The organism is Cloacibacillus evryensis DSM 19522 (genome assembly GCF_000585335.1).
In the GTDB taxonomy this organism is placed as follows: domain Bacteria; phylum Synergistota; class Synergistia; order Synergistales; family Synergistaceae; genus Cloacibacillus; species Cloacibacillus evryensis.
Window position 1 is genome coordinate 2,092,538 of sequence record NZ_KK073872.1, and the last position, 26,191, is coordinate 2,118,728.

At 50.2% G+C, this 26,191-nt stretch carries 13 protein-coding genes and 1 CRISPR repeat array; of the genes, 1 reads left to right on the top strand and 12 read right to left on the bottom strand.

The genetic code is table 11. The features are described 5' to 3' along the window. Positions 1-246: 246 nt before the first annotated feature. The 3 genes from CLOEV_RS09350 to CLOEV_RS09360 form a co-directional block, all read right to left on the bottom strand. Positions 247-726 carry a hypothetical protein gene (locus CLOEV_RS09350; RefSeq protein WP_008712368.1) on the bottom strand — a complete coding sequence of 160 codons (480 nt, stop codon included), beginning with the start codon at positions 724-726 and terminating at the stop codon, positions 247-249. Positions 727-753: 27 nt separating this feature from the next. After that, on the bottom strand, positions 754-1,338 hold the full coding sequence (locus CLOEV_RS09355; protein ID WP_008712370.1) for a hypothetical protein: 585 nt from the start codon (positions 1,336-1,338) through the stop codon (positions 754-756). Between the two features lie 538 nt (positions 1,339-1,876). Then, entirely contained in the window at positions 1,877-3,382 is a 1,506-nt protein-coding gene (locus CLOEV_RS09360; RefSeq protein WP_156938393.1) for a transposase, read from the bottom strand. Between the two features lie 196 nt (positions 3,383-3,578). Between CLOEV_RS09360 and CLOEV_RS09365 the strand changes: the two genes are divergently transcribed. Next, positions 3,579-5,129 (top strand): IS1634 family transposase, encoded by a 1,551-nt coding sequence (locus CLOEV_RS09365; protein WP_218915519.1) that lies wholly within the window; start codon positions 3,579-3,581, stop codon positions 5,127-5,129. A 1,061-nt stretch (positions 5,130-6,190) separates the two neighbouring features. Beyond that, a CRISPR array of direct repeats spans positions 6,191-15,455; the repeat unit is 32 nt; unit sequence ATTTTAATCCACACGAGCGTGAAGCTCGTGAC. Positions 15,456-15,622: 167 nt separating this feature from the next. Here the strand turns inward: CLOEV_RS09365 and cas2 are convergent. From cas2 to tgt, 9 genes are all read right to left on the bottom strand, one after another. Then, entirely contained in the window at positions 15,623-15,913 is a 291-nt protein-coding gene (gene cas2, locus CLOEV_RS09375; protein WP_008712382.1) for a CRISPR-associated endonuclease Cas2, read from the bottom strand. Positions 15,914-15,932: 19 nt separating this feature from the next. Beyond that, complete coding sequence (gene cas1c, locus CLOEV_RS09380) at positions 15,933-16,964, bottom strand: type I-C CRISPR-associated endonuclease Cas1c (RefSeq protein WP_008712384.1); 1,032 nt, start codon at positions 16,962-16,964, stop codon at positions 15,933-15,935. Then, positions 16,961-17,635, bottom strand: coding sequence for a CRISPR-associated protein Cas4 (cas4, locus tag CLOEV_RS09385; RefSeq protein ID WP_034443363.1), 675 nt, complete (start codon positions 17,633-17,635; stop codon positions 16,961-16,963). Before cas4 ends, cas1c begins: the two co-directional genes overlap by 4 nt. Positions 17,636-17,651: 16 nt before the next feature. Further along, complete coding sequence (locus CLOEV_RS09390) at positions 17,652-19,946, bottom strand: CRISPR-associated endonuclease Cas3'' (RefSeq protein ID WP_034443364.1); 2,295 nt, start codon at positions 19,944-19,946, stop codon at positions 17,652-17,654. After that, entirely contained in the window at positions 19,922-20,770 is an 849-nt protein-coding gene (locus CLOEV_RS09395) for a type I CRISPR-associated protein Cas7 (protein WP_008712395.1), read from the bottom strand. The genes CLOEV_RS09390 and CLOEV_RS09395 overlap by 25 nt, the downstream gene beginning before the upstream one ends. Beyond that, positions 20,763-22,967: a hypothetical protein gene (locus CLOEV_RS09400; protein WP_034443366.1), complete on the bottom strand. Its 2,205-nt coding sequence runs from the start codon at positions 22,965-22,967 to the stop codon at positions 20,763-20,765. Before CLOEV_RS09400 ends, CLOEV_RS09395 begins: the two co-directional genes overlap by 8 nt. Further along, positions 22,957-23,631: a CRISPR-associated protein Cas5 gene (gene cas5 / locus CLOEV_RS09405; protein WP_084482289.1), complete on the bottom strand. Its 675-nt coding sequence runs from the start codon at positions 23,629-23,631 to the stop codon at positions 22,957-22,959. The genes CLOEV_RS09400 and cas5 overlap by 11 nt, the downstream gene beginning before the upstream one ends. A gap of 399 nt (positions 23,632-24,030) precedes the next feature. Beyond that, complete coding sequence (locus CLOEV_RS09410; RefSeq protein WP_245591123.1) at positions 24,031-25,074, bottom strand: L-threonylcarbamoyladenylate synthase; 1,044 nt, start codon at positions 25,072-25,074, stop codon at positions 24,031-24,033. After that, positions 25,067-26,191 (bottom strand): tRNA guanosine(34) transglycosylase Tgt, encoded by a 1,125-nt coding sequence (gene tgt / locus CLOEV_RS09415; protein ID WP_034443368.1) that lies wholly within the window; start codon positions 26,189-26,191, stop codon positions 25,067-25,069. The genes CLOEV_RS09410 and tgt overlap by 8 nt, the downstream gene beginning before the upstream one ends.

Consider the following 26,191-nt stretch of genomic DNA (forward strand, 5'->3'; position numbering starts at 1 on the left):
TAAATCGCAGTTCATCTTCCCCCAGCAGTCGCGTAAATCGCAGTTTATCTTTCCCCTCTCCCAAAGGAAATCAACAATAGCAGTTTTGCATAATAACAAAAAAATCGGCGCGAAGAAGTGCCGTAGGCTAAATAAGCCGGTCTCTGAGTACCGGAGCCGTATTCTCCATACGGCGAGGACACTCAGGGGCCGGCTTATGACGCATACGGTGCTTATTCGCGCCGATTTTTATAAACGCCGATTTACCTAAAACTGACTGTTGGGATCGTAATCCTTCGTCTTTATCAGCATATAGACGCTGGTGCCGCCGGCATAATCCGGCGCGGCCTTGGCGTCGCTCGTCGGCTCGGCGTAGAGGCGGTCCTCCTCTTTCAACACCGCAAGCTCCTTCGCTACCCGGTTCCCATCCTTAGGGATCAGCGCCGTCTCCGCTCCGTCATACCTGACAAAAAGCGCGCCGTCGTCGTTCACCACGGAAAGCCCCCTCGTATCGATCGCCGTCTTGGAAGCCTCTTGCCTCTGTATGTCGGCAATCGCCTGCGGCCAGGAATCAGTCTCCGAATAATAGGCGAAGGCCGACGCCCTTACGTTGCTCATATCTGCGGCGATCTTATGCGCCTCCGCTGATGCCTTCATGTTATCGCCTGAGTAATAGACGAAGCCTCCGAAAATTAAGATCGCAAGACCGACAACGATCAGCCCGGCATGTTTTTTTTCGCTGTTCATATGGTTCGCCCTCCAATCACTGCGACATCAATGTCTGGCGGGAGCCGCTTTGATCAGCAGATAGACTGGCGCCGCGCCGCCCTCGTTATAATAGCCGCCCTCGACGGAGGCCGTCTTGTAAAGCCCCTCCGCCTTGTTCATCGCCGTCAGTTCGCGCAGCACGCCGCTCTCCGTGGCGTCGCCCTGGTAGGCGACAAAAAGTCCCTCCGGCGTATGGATCACCTCATATTTTGTGAAATCCTTTTTAGAGGGACGCTCGCTCTCGCCGCCCAAACCGATATCGTTGGTAAAATCGTTTGTGAATTTGATCCGTGAACCGACGGGAAACAGCTCCCAGTTCGCGGGATTCGAGAATACCATCAGCGTCGAGGCCTTGATCTGATTCATATTCTTGACGATATCATGCGCCGAGGCGCGGCGGTTCTGCTGCTCCGCCGCCATATACCAGACGCCGACGAGCGCGAAAGCCGCGATAAAAAATATCACCATCGCCGTACGGTTCCAGATCGGCTTCACGACAGGCTCTTTGCCTGCGCTATCCGCATTGGGGGAAGCGCTCTCTTTTGCCGCGCCCTCCGTTGACTCTTCTTTTTTAATATCTTCTTCCGACATCTTTATCCGCTCCTTTTGACGCGGCGCGAAAGCCGCCGCAATATCTTCTGCAAAAGATTCTAGCGGAACGCTGATTTTTTTCGTTTGTAGGAATACTTCTATCGCGGTAGGTGGAAAGACGGAAAAGATAGCCCCTTCACGCGTCCGGTTTTACAGTCCTCTTCAAACGCGCCGGTAAGTGAAAGCCGGAAGACGACGCACACCAGCCCCATAGGTCCGGCAAAAACGCGCCGAACATACCTTCTTCGGGGCATGATTTAGAGTTCTTTCGGAAACCTTAGAAAACTATTGGAGATGAGAGAGATGCCGGCGTCGTTCGATGATGTTTTCGCGAGATATATGGCATACTTTTAATCCACACGAGCGTGAGCTCGTGACTTTTTTCCCGAGCAGGGCCGCCACGATGCCGCCATTTTAATCCGCACGAGCGTGAAGCTCGCGACCATGCGCGTGTGCGGGTTATCTATGGCACAGGTATTTTAAGCCCAAACTTTTCCATCTTCTAGGTACTAGAGGAAGTTAACAGGAGCTTCTTGGTTTAGACCTTTAATCCCAGAAGCTCCAGAACCTTTGCGGTCTTCTTGGTGATAATGGTCGTTTTCCACTCCTTGCCCTGAAGCTGCTTACGGATTCCGGAGAGATAAAAGATACAGTCGCGAATCGAAAACTTTTGCAGCATCTCCGCATCCTTCATTCTTGAATAAAGCCTGTAAATTATCATCAGAGAAATATGGTTGATAAAAGCCCATGCCTCAAACGAAACATCCTTCTGCATATAGCTTACATCGGCCTCAAGCGTATTCTTCAATACGTCAAACGATTCTTCAATCGCAGCCCGCTTCTTATAAAACTCATAGACATTCCTGCCGTCCGCTTCAATATTAGTGCGTATCAGCAATACCCCCATCTTTCCAGCCCTTTCAAAAAGCCCCTCTTCGGTATAACCATCCACATGCGACGCGATCCTGCTCATGTAATCGCGCTGCTCCCGAAGCTCAAGATCCTTGTCGAGATAAGTAAACACCTTGCCCGCCGCATTACCGTCCGCGTCCTTTATTATCTCCTCGAAGAACCAGACAGGGCGGTCGTTAAACAGAAAAGTCCCCTTATAATCCCTGGCGCCTATCCTATCCTTATTGAAATACCTGCTGTTCCTGCGAAGAGGCACTATATACTTCAGACCGCACGAATCCATCATCTTGAAATTATAATCAGAACCAAAACCCTTATCTGCGATCACCACCATATCCTTCACACCAGATTCAGCCACTGCCTCGCGAAAAGAGCTGACATCGCAGATATTTCCGGCAAACGTCCGATAATAGACGGGAGCCGCCTCAGGCTTAAGAGAAAAGGCATACATAAGATTGACCTGAGGGGAATAATCAGGCGTATGGCAATACCCCTGCTTAGCGTTCAGCATATTGTCAGAATGGGAAGGAATGCGAGTGCCGTCGAAAAGGATATACTCCGTGCCGGAAACAAAACCCTTCATAAAATCGACCATCGCGGGACGTCTGTCGCCAAGCGCCGCAAGAAAACCGGACATAGCTTTTGAAGAAAGATCCAGCCCCGGCAGTTCCACAGAAAGAAAAGAGCGCACATAACCTTCATGGAGGCGCTTGAACGGCTCCATAGAAACGATCCTCAGCAGCGCTAAAACGTAGATATACCTCCAGCACTCAGGAAAACGCTTCTGAAGTTCAGTGCGGATATCGCCGGACATATCAAGCAGCAGCTTAGACGCGCCGTACTCCACGTCGGGTTTAGGCTCTGCGCTCACTAAACAGCTATTTTTAGGAATCAAGCCGTTCTCAGTGATACGTCCAAGATAAGCGCCGGAGATTTTCTTGGCGCGTTTCTTTTCTTTATCGTAAACAGTAGTGCGTTCGTAAAGATAAAACCTACCGTTTTGTTCCTTGATCTCTTTTCCCGGACCTTTGTAAGCTGCGACCCAATCAGGCATAGACATGTCAAGACCTCCAAGATGTACATAGTACCCAGTAAGTACTATGATTATAATACAAAAAGAGATATTCTGCAATAGCAAACAGTAAAGAAATACGTTGCTATTGCAGAATATCTTTTATATGTGTGAAAAAGCGGGTCTTTGACACTTTTCATCTAAAAAACACTTAAAAAAGTCGGTAATAGGCTTATTTTTTTGTCAAATCTTCTTATGTGGATATTACGTATTGTGTCGTATTGTGTTATAATAAGCGCATATGGAGGCGATTTATATGAGGCTTATGAAGTCTGTTTCTCCGAACGCTGTTTCTCTCTATGTTATCAAATCAATTAACGTCAACGGAAGACGTTCTACTAAGATCGTCGAAAAACTTGGTACTTATGCTCAGCTCAAGGAAAAGCTCGGCGGCGAGGATCCAGAGGAATGGGCCATACGCTATATTGAAGAGCTGAACAAAAAGGAAAAAGAGGGCGCAGAGCCGGATGTTATCGTGAAGTATTCTCCTGCCAGGCTTATAGAGAAAGGGGAACGCCGTTCTTTCAACGGCGGATATCTCTTTTTACAGTGGATATATTATGCCCTGGGGTTGGATAGGATCTGCCAAAAGGTGGCAGACAAGCATGCGTTCTGTTTTAATTTGAATTCTATTTTATCGCGTCTGGTCTACAGCCGCATTATTTTCCCTGCCTCCAAGCTGGCTACGCTGCGTTTGTCAGAAGCTTTCCTTGAGGCCCCGGATTTTGCGCTGCATCATCTTTACAGGGCGCTTTCTGTCCTGGCCGCGGAGTGCGATTATATCCAGTCTGCGCTGTATAAGGCAAGCGGGAGGGTGTTTGGCCGCAGTACGGGGGTGGTGTATTACGACTGTACCAATTATTATTTTGAGATCGAGCAGGAGGATGAGGAAAGGCGCTACGGCTGCAGCAAGGAGCACAGGCCTAATCCTATTGTGCAGATGGGGCTTTTTATGGATTACGAAGGTATTCCGCTTGCTTTCTGCATCAACCCGGGCAATACGAACGAGCAGGTTACTTTGCAGCCGCTTGAGCAGAAGCTGATGGATGATTTCAAGCTTTCTAAATTTGTGGTCTGCACGGACGCTGGGCTTGCTTCAGACGCCAACAGGAAGTTCAACGACGGCGTGGACAAAGCTTTTATTACGACTCAGTCTATAAAGAAACTAAAGAAGTATCTGCGGGAGTGGGCTCTGGATACGTCCGGCTGGAGGATGAAGGGCTCTGATAAAAATAAGACTTATGACTTGTCTGTCGTTGAGAAGGAGGCGGAAAATGACGAGAAAGCGGCGGAGTCGTACGGGGATAAAATATTCTATAAAGAACGCGGAATGAAGGAAAACAAGCTGGAACAAAATCTTATCGTCACTTATTCTCTAAAGTACAGGGAGTATCAACGAAAAGTACGCGGGCGGCAGATAGAGCGCGCCGAGAAAACGATCAAATCCGACCCGGGAAAGCTTGATAAGATCAACGCCAACGATTACAGACGTTTCATAAAGCGCGAGATGGTGGATGAGAAGGGTAATGAAACGCAGGCAAAAGAACGTTTCTCCATAGACAGCGCGCAGATAGAGAAAGAGGCGGCTTATGACGGTTTCTACGCCGTGTGCACCAACCTTGGCGACGACGCGGAGACAGTGGCGGGCATATCGCACGGACGTTGGGAGATCGAAGAGTGCTTCCGTATAATGAAGAGCGAATTTAAAGCGCGGCCGGTGTTTCTTCGCCGCGAGGAACGGATAAAAGCGCACTTCCTTACTTGTTTTATTTCACTGCTCATATACAGGCTGCTTGAAAAAAGCTGAACTATAAATATACCAGCACGGAAATAATCCAAGAACTGCGCGACATGAACTTTCGCGAGGAAAAAGGCAATGGGTTTGTCCCTTCTTACACAAGGACAGATCTAACAGACGCCCTGCATGAAGAGTTTGGCTTCAGAACGGACTATCAGATTGTAAGCCAAAAGAAAATCAAAGAAATCTTCAAACAGACGAAATCCTGTTAGACATTACTCACTTTTCGGCAAAAAGTAAAGAGCTCTTTAATTCAGTTATACCATGGGTTAAGAGCTCTTTTTATTGTTGAAAAGTGTCAAAGACGGGATTTTAATACAAAAAGAGATATTCTGCAATAGCAAACAGTAAAGAAATACGTTGCTATTGCAGAATATCTTTTATATGTGTGAAAAAGTTACGCTCGGATGGTCCCTAGACTATGGAAAAGTTTGAGATTAATCCACACGAGCGTGAAGCTCGTGACCGACTTCCCCCTACAGCCGGACGCCGTCAGCGGGATTTTAATCCACACGAGCGTGAAGCTCGTGACCCTCCGCTTCGCACTCCTTCGTGTCAAAAGTCCAATTTTAATCCACACGAGCGTGAAGCTCGTGACGGCCTGTGTAGTCGATGTGTATTACGCTTGCCGGATTTTAATCCACACGTGTGGATTAAAATGAAATGCAACATGCAAAGCGGCTCCGGCATTTTGTCACGAGCTTCACGCTCGTGTGGATTAAAATTTTTATATACTGTACAATCGCACGATTGATAACATCGTCACGAGCTTCACGCTCGTGTGGATTAAAATATTTGCAAGGTTTGTATACGTGGTGTAACGACCTTGTCACGAGCTTCACGCTCGTGTGGATTAAAATTACGGTTTGGGCCCCGGGAGGCAACGGCGTGGATAAGTCACGAGCTTCACGCTCGTGTGGATTAAAATCGTGGGAGTTCTGCAACTCACAGCCGCATGAGTTGTCACGAGCTTCACGCTCGTGTGGATTAAAATAGAGAAGGAACCGAAGAACAAGTTGGAGAGATCGCGTCACGAGCTTCACGCTCGTTCGGATGGAAAGCAAGCTAGAATTTTAATCCACACGAGCGTGAAGCTCGTGACTATTCCGCGACGCCGGCATCAGCGCGACACACATCATTTTAATCCACACGAGCGTGAAGCTCGTGACCTTCCTCCTTCACATCAATTTTTAAGCGCTGATAATTTTAATCCACACGAGCGTGAAGCTCGTGACTGTAACAAATGTTTGGCGTGCGGTAAGTCTTGGATTTTAATCCACACGAGCGTGAAGCTCGTGACTCAAGGCGCTGAACCGCTTCGGTGATTCCGAGCTATTTTAATCCACACGAGCGTGAAGCTCGTGACTTTATCCGGATTTCGACGAGGATGAAAAGCTGTCGATTTTAATCCACACGAGCGTGAAGCTCGTGACGATTCCGGTGCGCCGCTGCGACGCGATCAGCAAATTTTAATCCACACGAGCGTGAAGCTCGTGACAAATTTTACCTTTATGGAGCGGATCAGTTGCCGCATTTTAATCCACACGAGCGTGAAGCTCGTGACTCTTCCTGATCTTTTGACTTGTCGGGATCTTCGATTTTAATCCACACGAGCGTGAAGCTCGTGACTTGAACAGGCCGGTGCGGCGGCAAACACGGCAAAATTTTAATCCACACGAGCGTGAAGCTCGTGACTGCAGGAGCGGATCGTTATCTCGTGTGTAACGATAATTTTAATCCACACGAGCGTGAAGCTCGTGACGCGGGCGCGTTGGTGACATCATTATGCGTATTACGATTTTAATCCACACGAGCGTGAAGCTCGTGACGAGACGCGCGGTGTTGTCTCAATCTAAGGAGGCGTTATTTTAATCCACACGAGCGTGAAGCTCGTGACCCTCACGACGGGCGGGAAACGTCGGGCTCGCGCCCATTTTAATCCACACGAGCGTGAAGCTCGTGACTTTCGACGATTATCGGCTATGGCCGTTTTTGATGATTTTAATCCACACGAGCGTGAAGCTCGTGACGCGAGAGCGTCAGGCCGAGACGGGCCGAAAGGTGAATTTTAATCCACACGAGCGTGAAGCTCGTGACTAAGAGTAATATCGCATTAAAAGCAACACTTGCAATTTTAATCCACACGAGCGTGAAGCTCGTGACGCAAACCTAAGCCCAAAGAGCCGGCAGATGATCGATTTTAATCCACACGAGCGTGAAGCTCGTGACAAGTTTATCGCCACGACCGAAACGGATATCACAGTATTTTAATCCACACGAGCGTGAAGCTCGTGACACAGAGAGCTCCGCCGTCATTGCCTTTGCCAGCTTATTTTAATCCACACGAGCGTGAAGCTCGTGACCAGTCCGCTCAGTTCAACTTTATGCTGCGGCTCATTTTAATCCACACGAGCGTGAAGCTCGTGACCAAATTCGTCCCAGTCCTGGAAGACGACGGAAAATATTTTAATCCACACGAGCGTGAAGCTCGTGACGCGGTGCTGCTGGAGAGGTCAAGCCCACCGTAGCAATTTTAATCCACACGAGCGTGAAGCTCGTGACGCCCTTGAAGAATGTTTTCCGTTCGCTAATATCATTTTAATCCACACGAGCGTGAAGCTCGTGACTACGCCGCTACAAATAATGCTACAATGGTTATAGATTTTAATCCACACGAGCGTGAAGCTCGTGACGGTTCTTTTGGCGGCGTGGCCGACTCGCCCGATGCATTTTAATCCACACGAGCGTGAAGCTCGTGACGTACCCTTCAAGGCTGTCGTCGTAGGTCGGCCTATTTTAATCCACACGAGCGTGAAGCTCGTGACATCGCGCGCTCTACGTAGCCGTCTGCAAAGACAACATTTTAATCCACACGAGCGTGAAGCTCGTGACTTTTATTTTCTGTGGAGATGAAAACCTTAATCTATTTTAATCCACACGAGCGTGAAGCTCGTGACCTCCGCACAACGGCGAACCGCGCGCCGTTAGACGGAATTTTAATCCACACGAGCGTGAAGCTCGTGACTCATTCTTTTGCACAAAGAGGCCGGTGGTCACGCAATTTTAATCCACACGAGCGTGAAGCTCGTGACATCTCATTCATCTCACCAGTATTATCATTGTTCGGATTTTAATCCACACGAGCGTGAAGCTCGTGACCTTTTGAGTCAGACAGTTACAGCGGCAATGATTTATTTTAATCCACACGAGCGTGAAGCTCGTGACGCGTTGACCGCTTTCATACGGTTTTCGGCCTGATCATTTTAATCCACACGAGCGTGAAGCTCGTGACGAGGGTGTCGGCTTTTGTTACTGCGCCGGGGTGATTTTAATCCACACGAGCGTGAAGCTCGTGACGCCGCGAAGGGCGTTTCGACGCTTACTGCTTCGCCGATTTTAATCCACACGAGCGTGAAGCTCGTGACGTGCGCGGCTGGGCGGCGCGGCGGTCTTTCGTTAAATTTTAATCCACACGAGCGTGAAGCTCGTGACCCGATCACCGTAGCAGGTATTCAGAGCATACGCATTTTAATCCACACGAGCGTGAAGCTCGTGACGTTTTCGTACTTGCGGAGAGCGTGGGAATTAAGCATATTTTAATCCACACGAGCGTGAAGCTCGTGACGGTGATACCAACGGAAAACGGCCAATTTTGCTATTATTTTAATCCACACGAGCGTGAAGCTCGTGACTTAAATAAAATCCCAACAGACTGTGATTGAAGAATAATTTTAATCCACACGAGCGTGAAGCTCGTGACCTTTCGCCTCTGTTGGCGCGCCGTTCATCAGCGCATTTTAATCCACACGAGCGTGAAGCTCGTGACCGCGCTTACTCAATATAGTGTTACAATGTTTATAAATTTTAATCCACACGAGCGTGAAGCTCGTGACGTAGTACAAAAAAAGGATCGCGTAGAAAGCAAATAATTTTAATCCACACGAGCGTGAAGCTCGTGACCGGCAACATCGGCAAAGCGATCAACATCGGCAAAGCGATGATGGCGCTAATATTTTAATCCACACGAGCGTGAAGCTCGTGACGGATGGCTAAGTTATTGACAGAGCTAAGCCTCTTCATTTTAATCCACACGAGCGTGAAGCTCGTGACTTTTACGATTTCATTTTTAAATGAAAAAATCGGACTATTTTAATCCACACGAGCGTGAAGCTCGTGACCTTGCAAGCCGCCCGATGAGGCGGGGCGGCCCTTATTTTAATCCACACGAGCGTGAAGCTCGTGACCTGTTCTTGCAATTAATTCAGCTCTATATAGGGCAATTTTAATCCACACGAGCGTGAAGCTCGTGACCGTCGCCGATTAGGAATCGATGCAGAGTGTCCACATTTTAATCCACACGAGCGTGAAGCTCGTGACCAGGCTCAGAACAACCTTGCCCAGGCCAACAGCATTTTAATCCACACGAGCGTGAAGCTCGTGACGCGTGCTGAGAACAGATTCGTCCCAGTCCTGGAAATTTTAATCCACACGAGCGTGAAGCTCGTGACTGAAGTCCACGGTCCCAACTGAGAACGGCGTGCCTATTTTAATCCACACGAGCGTGAAGCTCGTGACCTAAAAGCGTTCCGTATGGCCTGCCTTAAAAAGATTTTAATCCACACGAGCGTGAAGCTCGTGACGAAGCTGTAATACAAGCAATCGCGCCGGAACTAAAATTTTAATCCACACGAGCGTGAAGCTCGTGACCGGTGGATAATACTTCTTAACCTTAACAGCAATTGATTTTAATCCACACGAGCGTGAAGCTCGTGACGCGTAGAAGAGGCACTCCGTAGGAATCGAAAGCAGATTTTAATCCACACGAGCGTGAAGCTCGTGACCGGTCCAACGGCGAATAGCACAACCTCGGCGCAAATTTTAATCCACACGAGCGTGAAGCTCGTGACCCGCTCTCTTTATATCTTGTTTCCATATAGTTGTATTTTAATCCACACGAGCGTGAAGCTCGTGACGGTGAACCAATAGGCAAGCGCCGGTGATTTGTTGATTTTAATCCACACGAGCGTGAAGCTCGTGACTCTACCACGGTAAAAAAACTCGTTGTCGGGTTTGAATTTTAATCCACACGAGCGTGAAGCTCGTGACTCGCGCTCGACGACGACGAAACGGAATTTGAATCATTTTAATCCACACGAGCGTGAAGCTCGTGACGCGCAGCCCCTCCGCCTTGAACTTCATCCGGGCCATTTTAATCCACACGAGCGTGAAGCTCGTGACGCCTGTTCCTGCCAACCTTCGCCGAAATCATCGCGATTTTAATCCACACGAGCGTGAAGCTCGTGACAATGAAGAAATCATGAATATCAAAGATTCACGGATTTTAATCCACACGAGCGTGAAGCTCGTGACCTCCTCTGATTGCTCTTATGATTTGCTCTATACAATTTTAATCCACACGAGCGTGAAGCTCGTGACCTAGTGGAGGCGTTTGGGCCACATGGTTCCGGTAAATTTTAATCCACACGAGCGTGAAGCTCGTGACACGACCTTGTGCCGTGGAAATGGCTTGGCGGCAATATTTTAATCCACACGAGCGTGAAGCTCGTGACCGCTATAACCCCGGCAACCCCTGCATCGTGGCGCCATTTTAATCCACACGAGCGTGAAGCTCGTGACTGAAGGCGATCATATTTGCTATGACTACGCTGACGGAATTTTAATCCACACGAGCGTGAAGCTCGTGACGCAGGTCGGCGTCTACGGTATCTATCAGACCGGCATTTTAATCCACACGAGCGTGAAGCTCGTGACTTGAAAAAATGTGTCTTTTGAATTGCCGGCAACGTTATTTTAATCCACACGAGCGTGAAGCTCGTGACCCATTTCGGTGCGTATCTACCGCCGCTTCAAACATTTTAATCCACACGAGCGTGAAGCTCGTGACCATACTTTTTGAGCATCTTCTGCGCGGTCGTCGCTATTTTAATCCACACGAGCGTGAAGCTCGTGACATGGTCGGTTCCAAATTGGATTAAACAGGCTAGAATTTTAATCCACACGAGCGTGAAGCTCGTGACCAAAGCTGAAATGCGCAAACTACAGCAAAGATTAATTTTAATCCACACGAGCGTGAAGCTCGTGACTCGCCACACATGGGAAGAAGCGCAGCGCGATCTCATTTTAATCCACACGAGCGTGAAGCTCGTGACTCCGTGCGCCTCCGTTTGGGATGGCGAATATCCTATTTTAATCCACACGAGCGTGAAGCTCGTGACCTTCGGATACTGAGCGCACAGGTCTGCATCGCAATTTTAATCCACACGAGCGTGAAGCTCGTGACGTTTTTTTCTGATATGGCGCGCTCCACCGCGTGAATTTTAATCCACACGAGCGTGAAGCTCGTGACCAGGCATAGGCGAGGGAGGCGGGAAAAACAAAATATTTTAATCCACACGAGCGTGAAGCTCGTGACGCGGTCGATTCGCCTGTGAGCCGATGATGTGCTGATTTTAATCCACACGAGCGTGAAGCTCGTGACCTCGAGTGCCACAACAAAGAACATTTTCAAAAAAATTTTAATCCACACGAGCGTGAAGCTCGTGACGCATACCGAGAGAGTCGGCAGAAGTTACTGCCATATTTTAATCCACACGAGCGTGAAGCTCGTGACGTCTGCATCGCAGACCATGGCGACTAGAACGGAATTTTAATCCACACGAGCGTGAAGCTCGTGACGAGTGCGCCTACGTAAGCCGCCGACTGCACGGTTATTTTAATCCACACGAGCGTGAAGCTCGTGACCATGCATGTCCACGTGCTGTTGCCACGTGCTGTTATTTTAATCCACACGAGCGTGAAGCTCGTGACTCATCTTGCGCCTTCTCGACCTTCGCTGAAAAATAATTTTAATCCACACGAGCGTGAAGCTCGTGACGGGCATTTGCTGAGCAAACTTATTGCCGGGCATTATTTTAATCCACACGAGCGTGAAGCTCGTGACTGATAGATTTTTTTAGCGTTCCATCATCAACTGATTTTAATCCACACGAGCGTGAAGCTCGTGACTTAATCACCTCTTTAATTATAATGCGGTCCTTTATATTTTAATCCACACGAGCGTGAAGCTCGTGACGAGGCAAATATTAACCTAATCGCCGCCGCACCTATTTTAATCCACACGAGCGTGAAGCTCGTGACGATCTCCACCGTTTGAAATCTCTTTGATGTGGTGATTTTAATCCACACGAGCGTGAAGCTCGTGACCTTTTTCCGAGCGTGTCTTAAAAATCGAAGACAATTTTAATCCACACGAGCGTGAAGCTCGTGACTGTGCGCTTGTACCCGCCCTCCACGGAGCGGAAATTTTAATCCACACGAGCGTGAAGCTCGTGACGACAAAGGTATTCGAGGTTAGCCCAGTTCAACGTATTTTAATCCACACGAGCGTGAAGCTCGTGACGCTGCGCGATCTACGCAAAGAACACCGTTATTTGATTTTAATCCACACGAGCGTGAAGCTCGTGACCTTCGCCGGCGAGATATATCACGCCGCCGGGACGATTTTAATCCACACGAGCGTGAAGCTCGTGACGTCGCCCATTTGCTCAGCCATCGCTCCGTAAGCCTATTTTAATCCACACGAGCGTGAAGCTCGTGACCAATGTGCCTGTAAAGGTCATTAGCATCTGCTTCAATTTTAATCCACACGAGCGTGAAGCTCGTGACGCGGCAATAATCGCCTCTGCACGGACAATACTTGATTTTAATCCACACGAGCGTGAAGCTCGTGACGTCAAAGATTCCATGAATCGGGTGGTGTGGGAAATTTTAATCCACACGAGCGTGAAGCTCGTGACTCTGCATCGCAGACCATGGCGATTAGAACGGATATTTTAATCCACACGAGCGTGAAGCTCGTGACTATGTGTGCAAATCATTGTGCCATCCGCCCATTTATTTTAATCCACACGAGCGTGAAGCTCGTGACGTCATATACGTCTTCCATGTACTCAGAACAGGTATTTTAATCCACACGAGCGTGAAGCTCGTGACTTAAGGCTTATATCGATAAAACAAATGAAAGATTATTTTAATCCACACGAGCGTGAAGCTCGTGACTCATGCGCATGTGCGGGCTATCTATAGCACAAGTATTTTAATCCACACGAGCGTGAAGCTCGTGACCCTGCGGCGTGCTAGTTTCCGCGTCAAGTGCCGTATTTTAATCCACACGAGCGTGAAGCTCGTGACCCTCTTTTCCTCATTTCTTCCTCGATCCTGTGATTATTTTAATCCACACGAGCGTGAAGCTCGTGACGCGCACGCCGTTGAGCTTATAGTATTGCGCAAGCATTTTAATCCACACGAGCGTGAAGCTCGTGACGGGTCGTTATTCCTCCGATAATCGGTGATGCAAACATTTTAATCCACACGAGCGTGAAGCTCGTGACGGAAGGTGGCGAGGAAGTCGGCCAGGGTGTCGCGATTTTAATCCACACGAGCGTGAAGCTCGTGACCCTATTTGCGCAAACGCTTTGCGCAGGATGTTCAATTTTAATCCACACGAGCGTGAAGCTCGTGACCCGCCGCCCATGCGGCAAACGCGGGAATAACAAATTTTAATCCACACGAGCGTGAAGCTCGTGACCTTTGCCACTCCATCAGTTGAAAGCAGATTGTCAGATTTTAATCCACACGAGCGTGAAGCTCGTGACCAAGCCAAGAGGGCCCAGAGCCATGAGATAAAGCATTTTAATCCACACGAGCGTGAAGCTCGTGACCTGTGCCATGCTCAGCGGCACGTCGTCAAACATTGATTTTAATCCACACGAGCGTGAAGCTCGTGACTTATCTGCGATTTTCCCGCCCCGGTACCTTCAAATTTTAATCCACACGAGCGTGAAGCTCGTGACAGGGCTATTCCAACGTCGGCAGTTGGTATGGCTCGATTTTAATCCACACGAGCGTGAAGCTCGTGACGTTTACAGCTTTCAAGCCCCGCTCGAAGTAGGGATTTTAATCCACACGAGCGTGAAGCTCGTGACCTCTCGAAAGGGGGAGAAAAAGCAATGGACGATAAATTTTAATCCACACGAGCGTGAAGCTCGTGACTGACATGCCGGGTCTTAGATATCTTGCCGCCAATAATTTTAATCCACACGAGCGTGAAGCTCGTGACTTGCCACAACAGAGAGCATTTTGCACAAAAGCTATTTTAATCCACACGAGCGTGAAGCTCGTGACCAAATAAAATGCAGATAAAAGTTACCGCCGACGTATTTTAATCCACACGAGCGTGAAGCTCGTGACTTGTCGGCGGAGAAGAAGACAGCAAAAGATCCACATTTTAATCCACACGAGCGTGAAGCTCGTGACACATAGATCCCGCGAACAGCTATGAACGCGTGACCATTTTAATCCACACGAGCGTGAAGCTCGTGACGTCCGCCATCTGGTCAGACATCGCTCCATATGCCTATTTTAATCCACACGAGCGTGAAGCTCGTGACGTAGTATCTCGCCTCGGCGTGCGCAGCGACGGGCAATTTTAATCCACACGAGCGTGAAGCTCGTGACCAGAATAGCCCTGTGTTCCCCATACATTGCTTCCATTTTAATCCACACGAGCGTGAAGCTCGTGACTTTGTTTCCCGCCACACAACGCACGCCGAGCAAGATTTTAATCCACACGAGCGTGAAGCTCGTGACCTGAGGTTTATGGTGCGCGCAAGCTGCGCTTTCTATTTTAATCCACACGAGCGTGAAGCTCGTGACGGCCCCGGGGTCCGTGCCGCCATGGCCGGCGTCGAATTTTAATCCACACGAGCGTGAAGCTCGTGACCGGCAGAGCTGAACAGCGCTCCGTTTGATGAAAGCATTTTAATCCACACGAGCGTGAAGCTCGTGACGCGTCACCAAGGTTCTCAGAACCACGGATCGCTATTTTAATCCACACGAGCGTGAAGCTCGTGACTCGAGCGAGCGGTATATTTCTATATGGTCGAGGTCATTTTAATCCACACGAGCGTGAAGCTCGTGACACGACATGGGTTTTGATGCAGTAGGCTTTGAACTATTTTAATCCACACGAGCGTGAAGCTCGTGACCGGACTGACCGCTACGCCGTACCGTTTGGGTCATGATTTTAATCCACACGAGCGTGAAGCTCGTGACCTCAAAGGGTGCTATAGAAGCGGCTGATAAGGCATTTTAATCCACACGAGCGTGAAGCTCGTGACGAAAGGGGAAAGGACATGACATCAAAGGAAAAAGAATTTTAATCCACACGAGCGTGAAGCTCGTGACCTGTTTTATGGGTGCTGGCGATGCTCTGTGTGAAGCTATTTTAATCCACACGAGCGTGAAGCTCGTGACCGTTCATAAGTTTTATACGCTAGTATCAATATATTTTTCGATACAAAACGCAAACGTAGTAGATTTACACTAAATAATAGGTGTGTTTTCCAACAAATAAGGTGTGCGCTGCTGCAAAACCAACGGCGCGGACCTTGCTGTAGTTTTATGTCCGCTTCCGGTCCGCGCTACAGAATCAAGATACCTTCCGGGTCAAAAGTATCCTTTGCGCCCACATGTTCAACTCTGCTTTTCCAATGATTTCCCAACTGGTAGTATCGCAGACTGTCACTTTTTGTGTCTATTATCTTCTCTAGTTCATGGCAGAGCTCCAATCTCTGGGCCTGATCGACCAAACATTCAAAAACTGAATTCTGCACCCTTTGTCCGTAGTTTTCGCATATTTTAGCAACTTTGCGCAGCCGTTTCCTGCCTTCTGGCGTCGTTGTATTTACATCATAAGTTATCAAAAGAAGCATGGCAATACCTCGTTATGAATTATTTCCAATAAAATGGCGGATAGCCGTCAATATCTCCCCTGAGGTAGCTGGACATAAGCATCGCTTGGACATGCGGCAAAAGTCCCAGAGGAATTTTTTCGCTGATGAATGGATGTATTATTTCATCCCGTTTTCTTTCCTGATAGTTTTTTATGATCTCTTTCCTGGTCTTATCGTCCATTATCACTCCCCCGGTTTCAGTTTTTAGGAATCCCTCTTTTCTCACCTGTTTTCTGTTTATCAAGGTCAGTACAAGCCTATCCGAGATCATCGAACGAAATTCTTCTATTAAATCGAGAGCAAGGCTTGGACGCCCCGGCCTGTCCGCATGCAGGAAGCCAACGGCGGGGTCAAGTCCAACTCCTTCAAGTGCCGAAGCCACATCATGCGCAAGCAGAGTATATACGAAAGAAAGCATCGCGTTCACGTTATCCATAGGCGGCCTGCGGTTTCTGCCGTGAAAGAAAAAATTGTCTTTCTGAGCTACGATCAGCTCGTCAAAAACAGAAAAATAGACTCTAGCCGCATCGCCCTCGATCCCGCGCACGGTGTCCAAGGGTTTGAAAGATTCCAGGCTTCTCAATGCGATGGAGAGATAACTTGCCGCCTCTTTCAGCCTGCCTGCGCCATCTTTTCCAGGATATTCGCGAGCCGCCCTTATTAAAATTTTTCTGCCGTTTGCGATTTTTGCGATCACCATCCAGCGAGCAAGTTCCGCGCGGGAATTGGCATCATCCGCCGTACGATATTGTTTGCGCCGCAGCAGAACATTGCCGGATATTGGCCCATTTACGCGCGCAAGAAACCTGCCGTTCTCTGTAAAAAAAGACATCCCGACGCCATACTCCCCGCACATTCCCATCAATGCCGGCGTGCACAGAACATTGCCAAAGCATAAAATATTGGACTGGTTGTGGATGGGGAAACGCTGTTTCAGCTCCTTATCCACATAAACGGCGATCGTTTCCCCCTCTTTAGCAAGGTACGCTCCCTGAGTCAGGATATACAGGCTGTTTTGCAGTTTTTTCATGGCAGCTCCTCACCTTCGTCATCGCTAAAAAAACCCGCCAGATATCTTTTGACGCTCTTTTTCTCTATCTCTTTCGGCATACATATATCGAATAAAGAGCAGCCTTTGCATTTCTTTTCAAATTTGGGTACGGGGGTCCTCCCAGCATTGATAAATTTTCTGACCGTTGAAATAGTTTCCACCGTTTTGGTTCTGAGAACAAAATCAAATTCCACATCCTGACGCCTGCGGCTCTCTCCCCAGAAAATGGCGCCGCATTCAATCGTGGTGTGCAGCATCTCCTCTAAACATAGAGCCTGAGCGCACAGTTGTATATGATATGGCAGCGCCTCATGCGTCGTTCCGCGTTTGTATTCGACCGGGAAAGGAGTCCAATTTCCTTCCGCTCCCGGAAGAGCGATGCCGCCCTCCTCTGTCCGATGAAACTCGAGCACATCAGTGATCCCGGTGAGTCCCAGTTCAAACGAATGTATATGCAAAGCGTTTCTCACTCTGATGTCGCCTCTGCTTTCAAATATGCCTGCGTGGGCCCTCTCGTGCATTATTTTGCCGTCCATCGTAGCGGCGTTTTCGTCCCAATGTTGTTCTATGCCGATAAGCGCCGCCCGGCGCGGACAAAAGACATAGTGCTGGAGCAGTGAAATCGGCAGCAGTTCATCTTCAGTGTACAATGACAGTCACCTCTTCCTACAGGAAGCCATAGCCACAGTTGTTGAGCTCCTCATTATCCAATACTCCGGCCATGTATCCGATAAAGCCATCGTACTTATAGGGCCAGAAATATATATCGGGATGACCGCGGACAGGCTCTGCTTTAAATTTTTTCGCGGTGTGGACATATATTTGTACGCTGTTGTCCTGAAGCTCGCGCCACGTAACCTTATCATGGGATTCTAAGCGTTCTTTTATGTGAGTGTCTACTATAACCGTAACCGTTTGAGAATCGACCACCTTGAATTTTTTCTCCACCGATGCGTAGGCACAGGCCGCTTCATCTTCTGTGATGCTGGAATCTTCCCTCATTCCGCACTCGTTGAGTTCGCGCCGCAGCGCTCTCGTGCATAGGTCAGAAATATTCGTTCCTTCGTTTATCAAATCAGGGTTTTCTGCGAATAGATCGAGCAGGACCTTTGAGGCAATCTCAAACGAGGGGTGTCTTTTAAGCAACCCGCTAAAATCAAGTTCGATACTCCACACGACAGAGTCATTGTAACAATCTTCTTCGTTGCGCCTGATCCTCCCCGCAAGTTGGAGCAGATTCACAAGTCCTGCCGCCTCCCGCACGCCGTTGCGGAACGAGAAGTCCACGCCGGCTTCCACGCAGGATGTGGCTATCAGTGTCCAGTTATCATCTTCTTTATCACAAAGACGTTCTTTTATTTTTTTCACAAGCAGCTCCCGGTCCTTCGGAGCGATAGCCGTTGAGATATGCTCAACGCGTTCTCTTCCGCATCTATCCGCCAAAGTCCTGGCAACGACCGCGGCGGACTGCACCGTATTCAAGACTACGAGACGCGGCCCTTTCAGCGTAAGCAGCCACTCGCAGAGCCTGACTTCGTCCATTTTTTCTGATTTGCGCTTTATCGGTACGCGCCGTGTCTCCAGCGCATTGAGCCACTCGCTGAATTCCTTCGGCAGCAATGACGGGATATTATTATCTGTGCCCTTTATTTTAAATTCATCAAGCTCCCAGAATTTTTTAAGCGAGCCGGACGCGAGTATGAAATGGCAGCGCCACTCCATCGCGTACTTATTGATCCACCACCAGGCAAGCGGCCATAGGTTTGTTGGAAGCGCGGTGTGCGCCTCGTCGATAAAAATGGCGCTGTTTGGCAGCGCGTGAAGTTTGCGCAGTCCCGCGGGAGACGCCGCCGCCATCGTCTCAAAGAACTGAACTGCTGTGGTAACGATTACCGGAGCGCGCCAAAGTGCGGAAAGCTGCCTGCTGTTTTCGTTTTCATATTCGGCCTTATGGTAGATGGCTGCGACGACGCGCTCCATATCACTGTCGCTTTCGCCGGGAAGGCGCAGGGCATTCCTGTAGACGTCCACAGATTGTTTGAGAATATTAGTAAAAGGAAGGACGATGAATATCCGGCGCAGCTCCTTGGCCTGCGCCGCGTTCAGCATTGCCGCCATTACTGCCGTAGTCTTGCCGGTGCCGACGGGGCTGTCGCAATAATACATCCAATCCTTTGTGGGACCGCAGCGGCATTTTTGGTACATTCCGCTCCTGGCGATGTTGCGCTTTGAGAGCTTTACTGATTTATCGCCGCTGGCAAGGCCGGCGACATAACGGTCAAGCGCGGCGAGTCTTTTTTCTGCTTGCAGCAGCGGTATCTTTTCTTCATGAAAGTTGCGGTAGTGGATGGCAGTATCCGTATGGTCCGCGTCGGCAAGGCACGAGAGCAATAGCCTTGTCGCAACGCGCAAATCAAACCGTCCGTCGGTGCGGATATTCTCTATCTCGGCAAGCTCCGATCCGAAAGATTCACAGTGCCTGGCAAGATATTCCTCCAGATTCTCGCTGTTCTGCCGGACGGCCTCATCATTGTCGCGAAAGCGCAGGTCGCCGCTGGGCGAATTTTTCCTTATTTTTTCACCGGCCATGTCGGGCAGGCCGATATGATGAGAATAAATCAGCAAAGCGCTCAAAAGAGCCTTGTGGCGCATCATATAGGCAACGCCAGCGTCACAATGATTGATCGGCAGATGCCTGGCTTTTTTATCCCCGCGCAGCACACTTTGATTTTTGTCGTTCAGCTTGCCAAGGTCATGGAACAAAGCGGCGTGAAGAAGGCAGTACTTAAAAAAATCGTATCCACGCTGATAGCCGTCGCCGACAACGATAGAAGAAAGCTCGTTTTTACAGAAGCGCGCCACATTGCCGGCATGTTCGAAATAGCCCTGAGCGGGAATGTCCAGCTCAGGGCGCGCGCTGTGGGCGAGATATTTTTCTACTGGGCCATCAGGTCCGCACATGAGACCCTGTCCTTGAGTTCGTCAGGCAATGATTCAGCAAGCTGATAATCCTTAAGGCTGTCCGAAGATTTGTTGATGTCCCCCAGGCGCTTAGGCGTCAGAGCGTCGATCAGGTCAAAGTCGGAGCAGGAGCCAAGCGGGTTTTTATGTTCGCAGAACCACGCCTGACGGATCTCAACGAACGGGCGTATCGCCGAACGGTTATGCGTATAGGCGTAGGGGATAAGGGCTTTCATCAGTTCGATATCCATCTTCGTGCAGCCCGATTTATGTGCGTAATTCGGATTGATGAAAAATGGCATCACATAAAGGCCATGTGTAACGATCTTGTAGGCCATCGGCGCCATTCCCTGATTTTTCCCCTCCTGTACGCCGGCTTTGTTCGTATTTGTCTGAGCCTCGGTGTATACGGGGGAAATGGACACGCCCATACCAAACTGAACGACGCCGGTCTTTATACTGGCCTTGTCCATGGCGTCTTCAAGGAAGGTGTTGCCGAAAATCCTTCCGTCCCAATAACGGCCGATGAATGAGCCGTCTTTTATCTCTTTGGTTATCTGCTTACGATCACGTCCGCGTGATTCAAGTATCATGAAGCTTTCGCCGTTAAGATGCAGCTTCTCGCTGAGATGCTGCCAGACCGGCCCGTCTTTGTCTTCTACCAGATCGCGCAGCTTCCTCTTAAAAGATACCGGCGAAATTTCTCCGCGTCCGTCATATCTGACACGAGGAGCCCCATCCGAGTCAGGATCGCCGTTTGGATTTGAATTGATCACTTCAAGAACGAGCAGCCCGGTACCTCTATTAAGAAAATCGTTAGCCATTTTGCTTTCCTCCCTCATTATTTTCGTTTTCTCCTGTGGCCTTGCCGGAAACGCCGGCCATGTATCCCAGATAAAGTTCAGATTTTTCTATCGGACCCAGAGTCTCCGGCAGCGGCGATTCGTTTAGCTCGGATGAAATCACGGAAAGCTGCTTCAGCATCCACCTGCTGAGCCCCATGTCTTCTCCCATATCTGTCTTGGCCCATGTGAAATAAGGCTTGATTCTTGCCCCCAGGATTCCAACCGTCTGTCGGGTTCTGGTTTCGGCGGCGGAGAGCATTGAATTTCCCACAAGCTGAACCGGCGCGTTTACAATGTTCTTTTTTCTGTCCTCTTCCGAAGTTCGTACATACTTGCAGTAGTGATACTGCAGACTGTCCGCGAGAGCAAGAAGCGTTCCTAGTTTGAAAACTGGACTGTTCATATAATCCTCCTTTTTACAGCCAAGCTTGTACAAAAGCAGGGCAAGTATGGCTGGATTTACAATTCTGTCTTCCTCTTTATCTCCTATGACCTGCTTCCCCCTGCGGCTGCATTCTCCGCAGAGCGCAAGCAGCGGAGCGGTATTGGAAATAAAGATCGCAAGAAGATTCATGGCGAAAGCGCGGTCATTTTTCAAGAGCAGCTCCAGACCGTCCATGGATTTTATCTTTTTGGAGGGACTGCTTCCGCCGCCATCCATCCGCCAGATTTTATTTGCGAAAGTATAGAGCTCTTTGGGAAAAATGGTGCGCCTTTCTATTTCGATGATTTCCCCCTTAGTGTCGCCCCAGCGCTTGACCCGCCTGAGATTATCAGGCAGATTTCGACAACCTTCGCTCCATTCCTGGGCACATTGATAAAGGTGATCAGCCGTAAAATTCGTATAATACGATACCTTCGTGCGTGCTTTGTCCATCTTCTTTAATGCGAAAATCTTTATTTCGATCGTTGAAAGCCGCCTCGATATTCCGGAAAGCGCCGCGATGACCTGACCCGCAAGGGCCGCGAAGTCCGCCTTGTCCTTCGCTGTCGGCCCGTCTGTAAAAAGTCCGGCTGCGGGGATATCGCCGAGGTCAAATATCTCTTCCATATCATCATCGTCGTCATTTCCAATATCACTGGTCAGCATGACCGGATATGCGAAGAGCAATTCTTTTTCTCCCATGACGTTCCACGTTTTGCCTTTGAACTGATCCTGCGCAAGCGTCTCCAGCGCCAGCTTGGCGCTTCGGCGGCTGATGTCGCCAACGGGGAAAGATTCATAATCCGCGACGCCGTAGCGAAACTGACATGGGGCTTCCTTAACCATTGAACGGAGGATCACGTCGCCGAGAGGGCCGACGCGAACGCCTGGCATCTTGGCGTTGCAGCCGCTGAGCGGGTTGCCATAGGCATCCTCACCGTCAGCCTCATCGTCTCTGTTTTGCGTTTCGTTGAGTCGAAGCAGCGCGCTATTGATCCATTTTACCGTCTGCCCATGCGCCACAGATTTGTAATTGTCGTCATAATCTCTGATGTCAAGGAACAACGTCGCGCCGGCAGCCGACTGTACGATGAAGCCGCAATAGCGCTCCCAGGCCTCATGCGAATCAATGAGCGAAGAAAAATATGCAAAACAGCCGTTAAAAAATTGCTCCGGTGATATTTTCTCCAGCCGCTCACAGAGAGCCAAGTAATTTGGATTGCCGTTGTCAAGCGCGGCCGCTTTTATTTTTTCTCCTAAATTGGCAGCAGTGCTCTTGATGCACTTCTCGATCTTATTAAGAGCCTTCGCGCGATAGGCGGCAGCCTCCGTGGTATCCTCTTGGAACGCGCTTCGCAGATAATCGGTAAATTTGTCCCGATCAAAACTCTTTTTCAAGGAACTGCTGACGAATCTGCCTCGTTTTTTGTCATCAAGTCCCTTCGCCGCTTCAGCCGCCGCCTGATCATAGGCCGCCAAGTAGCCCTGTTCAAAATCTATTTTCGATATATGCAGACAAGACGGAAAGTTGAAACCCGGGAATGAGAAGCCGTTGGATTCCTCGTACTTGCGCAGCTCCGCCGCGTGCTCCGCCGGTATCAGGCTGACGCCGTCAACAAACGGTTCTGCCGCCGAAACGCACACCTTAAAGACATCTCCTTTAGGGAGCGGTTTTAGATTCTTATCCCATTCCTGCGCGAATATTTTTTGCAGAGAGGAGGCATTTGCCGCTGGAATAACTTCATTCAGCATTACAGATCGCCTCCTTCTGGGGGTAGAACATTACCCCTTCGCGTACTTCTACATTTTGCGCAAAGGCAAATCGCGGTTTTGAATCATAGCCGTCAGGGAAAACACTCATCAGCAAACTGGGAATTACAAAGTTGATTTCTTTACACGGAGATGTAATCTCGCGCAGCGGTCCAAAATAGGAGGGGGTGAATTCTTTCCAGCCCAGGCATGGCGTGTGAAAAAACTGGCCGCGTTTGAGACGGCGCTCGAAAATCGCCTTATACGCATGCCCCGGAGAGGTCGTATTCGTATCCCAGCGGCGCGCACCCTCCGTCATCCTTTCCCGGTTCTGCCGCAGCGGCAAAATTGACGCGTGGAGCTTGTAACAGACGTCGACCAGGATCGAGGCCAGAAGCTGATAGTTATTATCCCCGCTGATGCTGCTCGAATGCCGCAGCGGGCCGCCGTAATTAGTGATGTAATTTTCAAATCTAATCGGTGAACATATTTCCACTTTCTGCGGTATAATTGTCACAGCAGGGCCCCAATTTACAGCAGAAAAAATGCCGCAAACAGCCGAAGCCGTAGGTACGGGATAAGACCCGGGGCTATCGCCCGTAGAGGGATCGGAAAAAAGAGCATGGCGGCCCGCGATCTCACAAGAAACCGTATATTGTTTTAGCATTATGTTCCTCCCTTCTTTTGTTTGAAATCTTTCGCAGAGTAAAAAGAAAGCGGAAGAGCCAGGTAAAATGTTAGTGAGTGAACAATCGCTTTCTTCTCTACGAAAACAGTATATATTACAAAACACATAATGTCAACTAATACTATTTATAAATTCCAAATAAAAATCATAGGACCATATATATAATTATATCCAAATACAAATCATAGGACTGTTTATTTTATGTATACGTTATGGGCCCTGAGAAGTCTCCCTCCCAAGGCCCATTCCAGTGACGATACTATCTCACTATATTCCATATAAAAAACATAGATTTCAATCCACGCGAACCTGGATTCGCGACATAAAAGCACTCGGCGCATGCGCGGAGTGTTTTTCTTAACTTAATACTTTTGCGGCCTACTCCCCCGCCGCCCTTATCAGGCGGTCTTTTAGGGCGCGCCCGATGCCTTTTTCCGCGGGGAGCTCGGCGTAGATGATCCGCGCGCCGCTTCTTTCGAGGGTGCGCAGGGCGCGGAAGAGCTCTTTTGCGTATTCGGCGTCATCTCTGAAGATTATTTTAACACACGGCGAACCGGCGGGGTTTCCGGTGCCGAGCCAGGCCCAGTTGTCAGCGTCGGCCGGCGTTTCCTGCGGCGCGGAGAGCTTCAGCGGTATCGCGGGCGCGTAGTGGCGGTATCTCGTACCCGGCGAACGCCTGATCATCTTCTGATCCTGCGGCAGCAGCACCTCCATATTGAGAGCTTCCTCCACCGCCTCTTTCGGCAAACCGCCCGGGCGCAGCAGCACCGGATGATCGCCCGTCATGTCGATGACCGTCGACTCAAGGCCGAGGCGCGTGTCGCCGCCGTCGATGACGAGCGGGATGACGCGGCCGATCTCCTGCCGTACAGTTTCGGCGTCGGTCGGGCTTGGACGGCCGCTGATGTTGGCGCTCGGGGCGGCGACCGGCAGGCCGGATTTTTCTATCAGAGCGAGCGCCGCGGCGGTATCCGGCATACGCACCGCCGCCGTCGAAAGTCCGCCGCGCGTGCGCGCGGGGATGATCTCTTTCGCCGGCAGCACTATCGAGAGCGGCCCCGGCCAAAATCTTTCCATAAGAAAACGGGCGCGCCAGTTTATCTCTACGAGCGCCTCCGTCATCTCGATCGATGCGACGTGAAGGATCAGCGGGTTGTCCGAGGGACGCCCTTTAGTTTCGTAAATCTTTTTCACCGCCTCCGCGTCGAGCGCGTTCGCGCCGAGGCCGTAGACGGTCTCAGTCGGAAAGGCGACGAGGCCGCCGGCCTTTATTATCTCCGCGCCCCTGTCGGTCAGCTCACGCTGTTCCGGCGTGAGAGAGGCGATCCTTTCCGCCACCCGCGCGCCGACAGTTCCGCGCGCTGACGGCAGTCCGAATCTGCCGCTCTCCGCCATTCCGCCGCGGTCATAAGGCTCACTCATTGAGATAGGCGCCCTCCATGAAGTTTTCCATAAAACCGCGGCGGAAGGCCGGGAAACGCCCTTCGATGATCGCCTGCCTCGCGTCGCGCACGAGGTTCACGAGGAAATGAAGGTTGTGCCAGCTGCAGAGCCGCGCGGCGAGGATCTCGCCCGCCGTATAGAGGTGACGCAGATAGGCGCGCGTGAAGCTGCGGCAAACGTAGCAGTCGCACTGAGGATCAGGGGCGGTAAAGTCCCGCGCGAAGGCGAGATTTTTGATATTCATCTTGCCGAAGCTCGTCAGCAGCTGTCCGTTGCGTCCGTTGCGCGTCGGCAGCACGCAGTCGAACATGTCTATCCCGCGCGCGATGCCCTCGACAAGGTTGGTAGGAAAACCTACGCCCATCAGATAACGCGGCTTGTCCTGCGGCATGTGCGGCGAAAGGGCGTCAAGTATGCGGTACATCTCGGCGTGGCTCTCGCCCACCGATAGGCCGCCGATGCCGTAGCCGGGAAAACCGATCTCCTCCAGGCGCTCGATACACTCGATGCGCTGCGATTCGTACAGAGCTCCTTGTACGATGCCGAAAAGAGCCTGCCCGGGGCGGCTGTGGTATTCGCGGCAGCGCTTCGCCCAGCGCAGCGTGCGCTCCATCGCCTCGCGCGAATACTCGGGCGTCGTCGGCAGCGAGACACATTCGTCAAAGGCCATCGCGATATCGCTGCCAAGCTTCTGCTGTATCTCTATCGAATCCTCGGGACTCATGAAATGTTTGCTGCCGTCGATATGCGAGCGAAACTCGACGCCGTCCTCTTTTATCTTATTTATATTCGCGAGCGAAAAGACCTGAAAACCGCCGCTGTCGGTGAGGATCGGGTGATGCCAGCCCATGAAACGGTGCAGTCCGCCCGCCTCCGCGACGATATCCTCGCCGGGGCGCATGTGCAGATGATAGGTGTTGCCGAGGATTATCTGCGCGCCCATGCCTTCAAGTTCAGGCGGCGTCATCGCCTTGACGGTGGCCTGCGTGCCCACCGGCATGAAGACCGGCGTCTTTATCACACCGTGCGGCGTCGTGAACTCCCCGGCGCGCGCGCCGGTTTCGGGACACTGAGCTATCAATTTATATTCAAACAT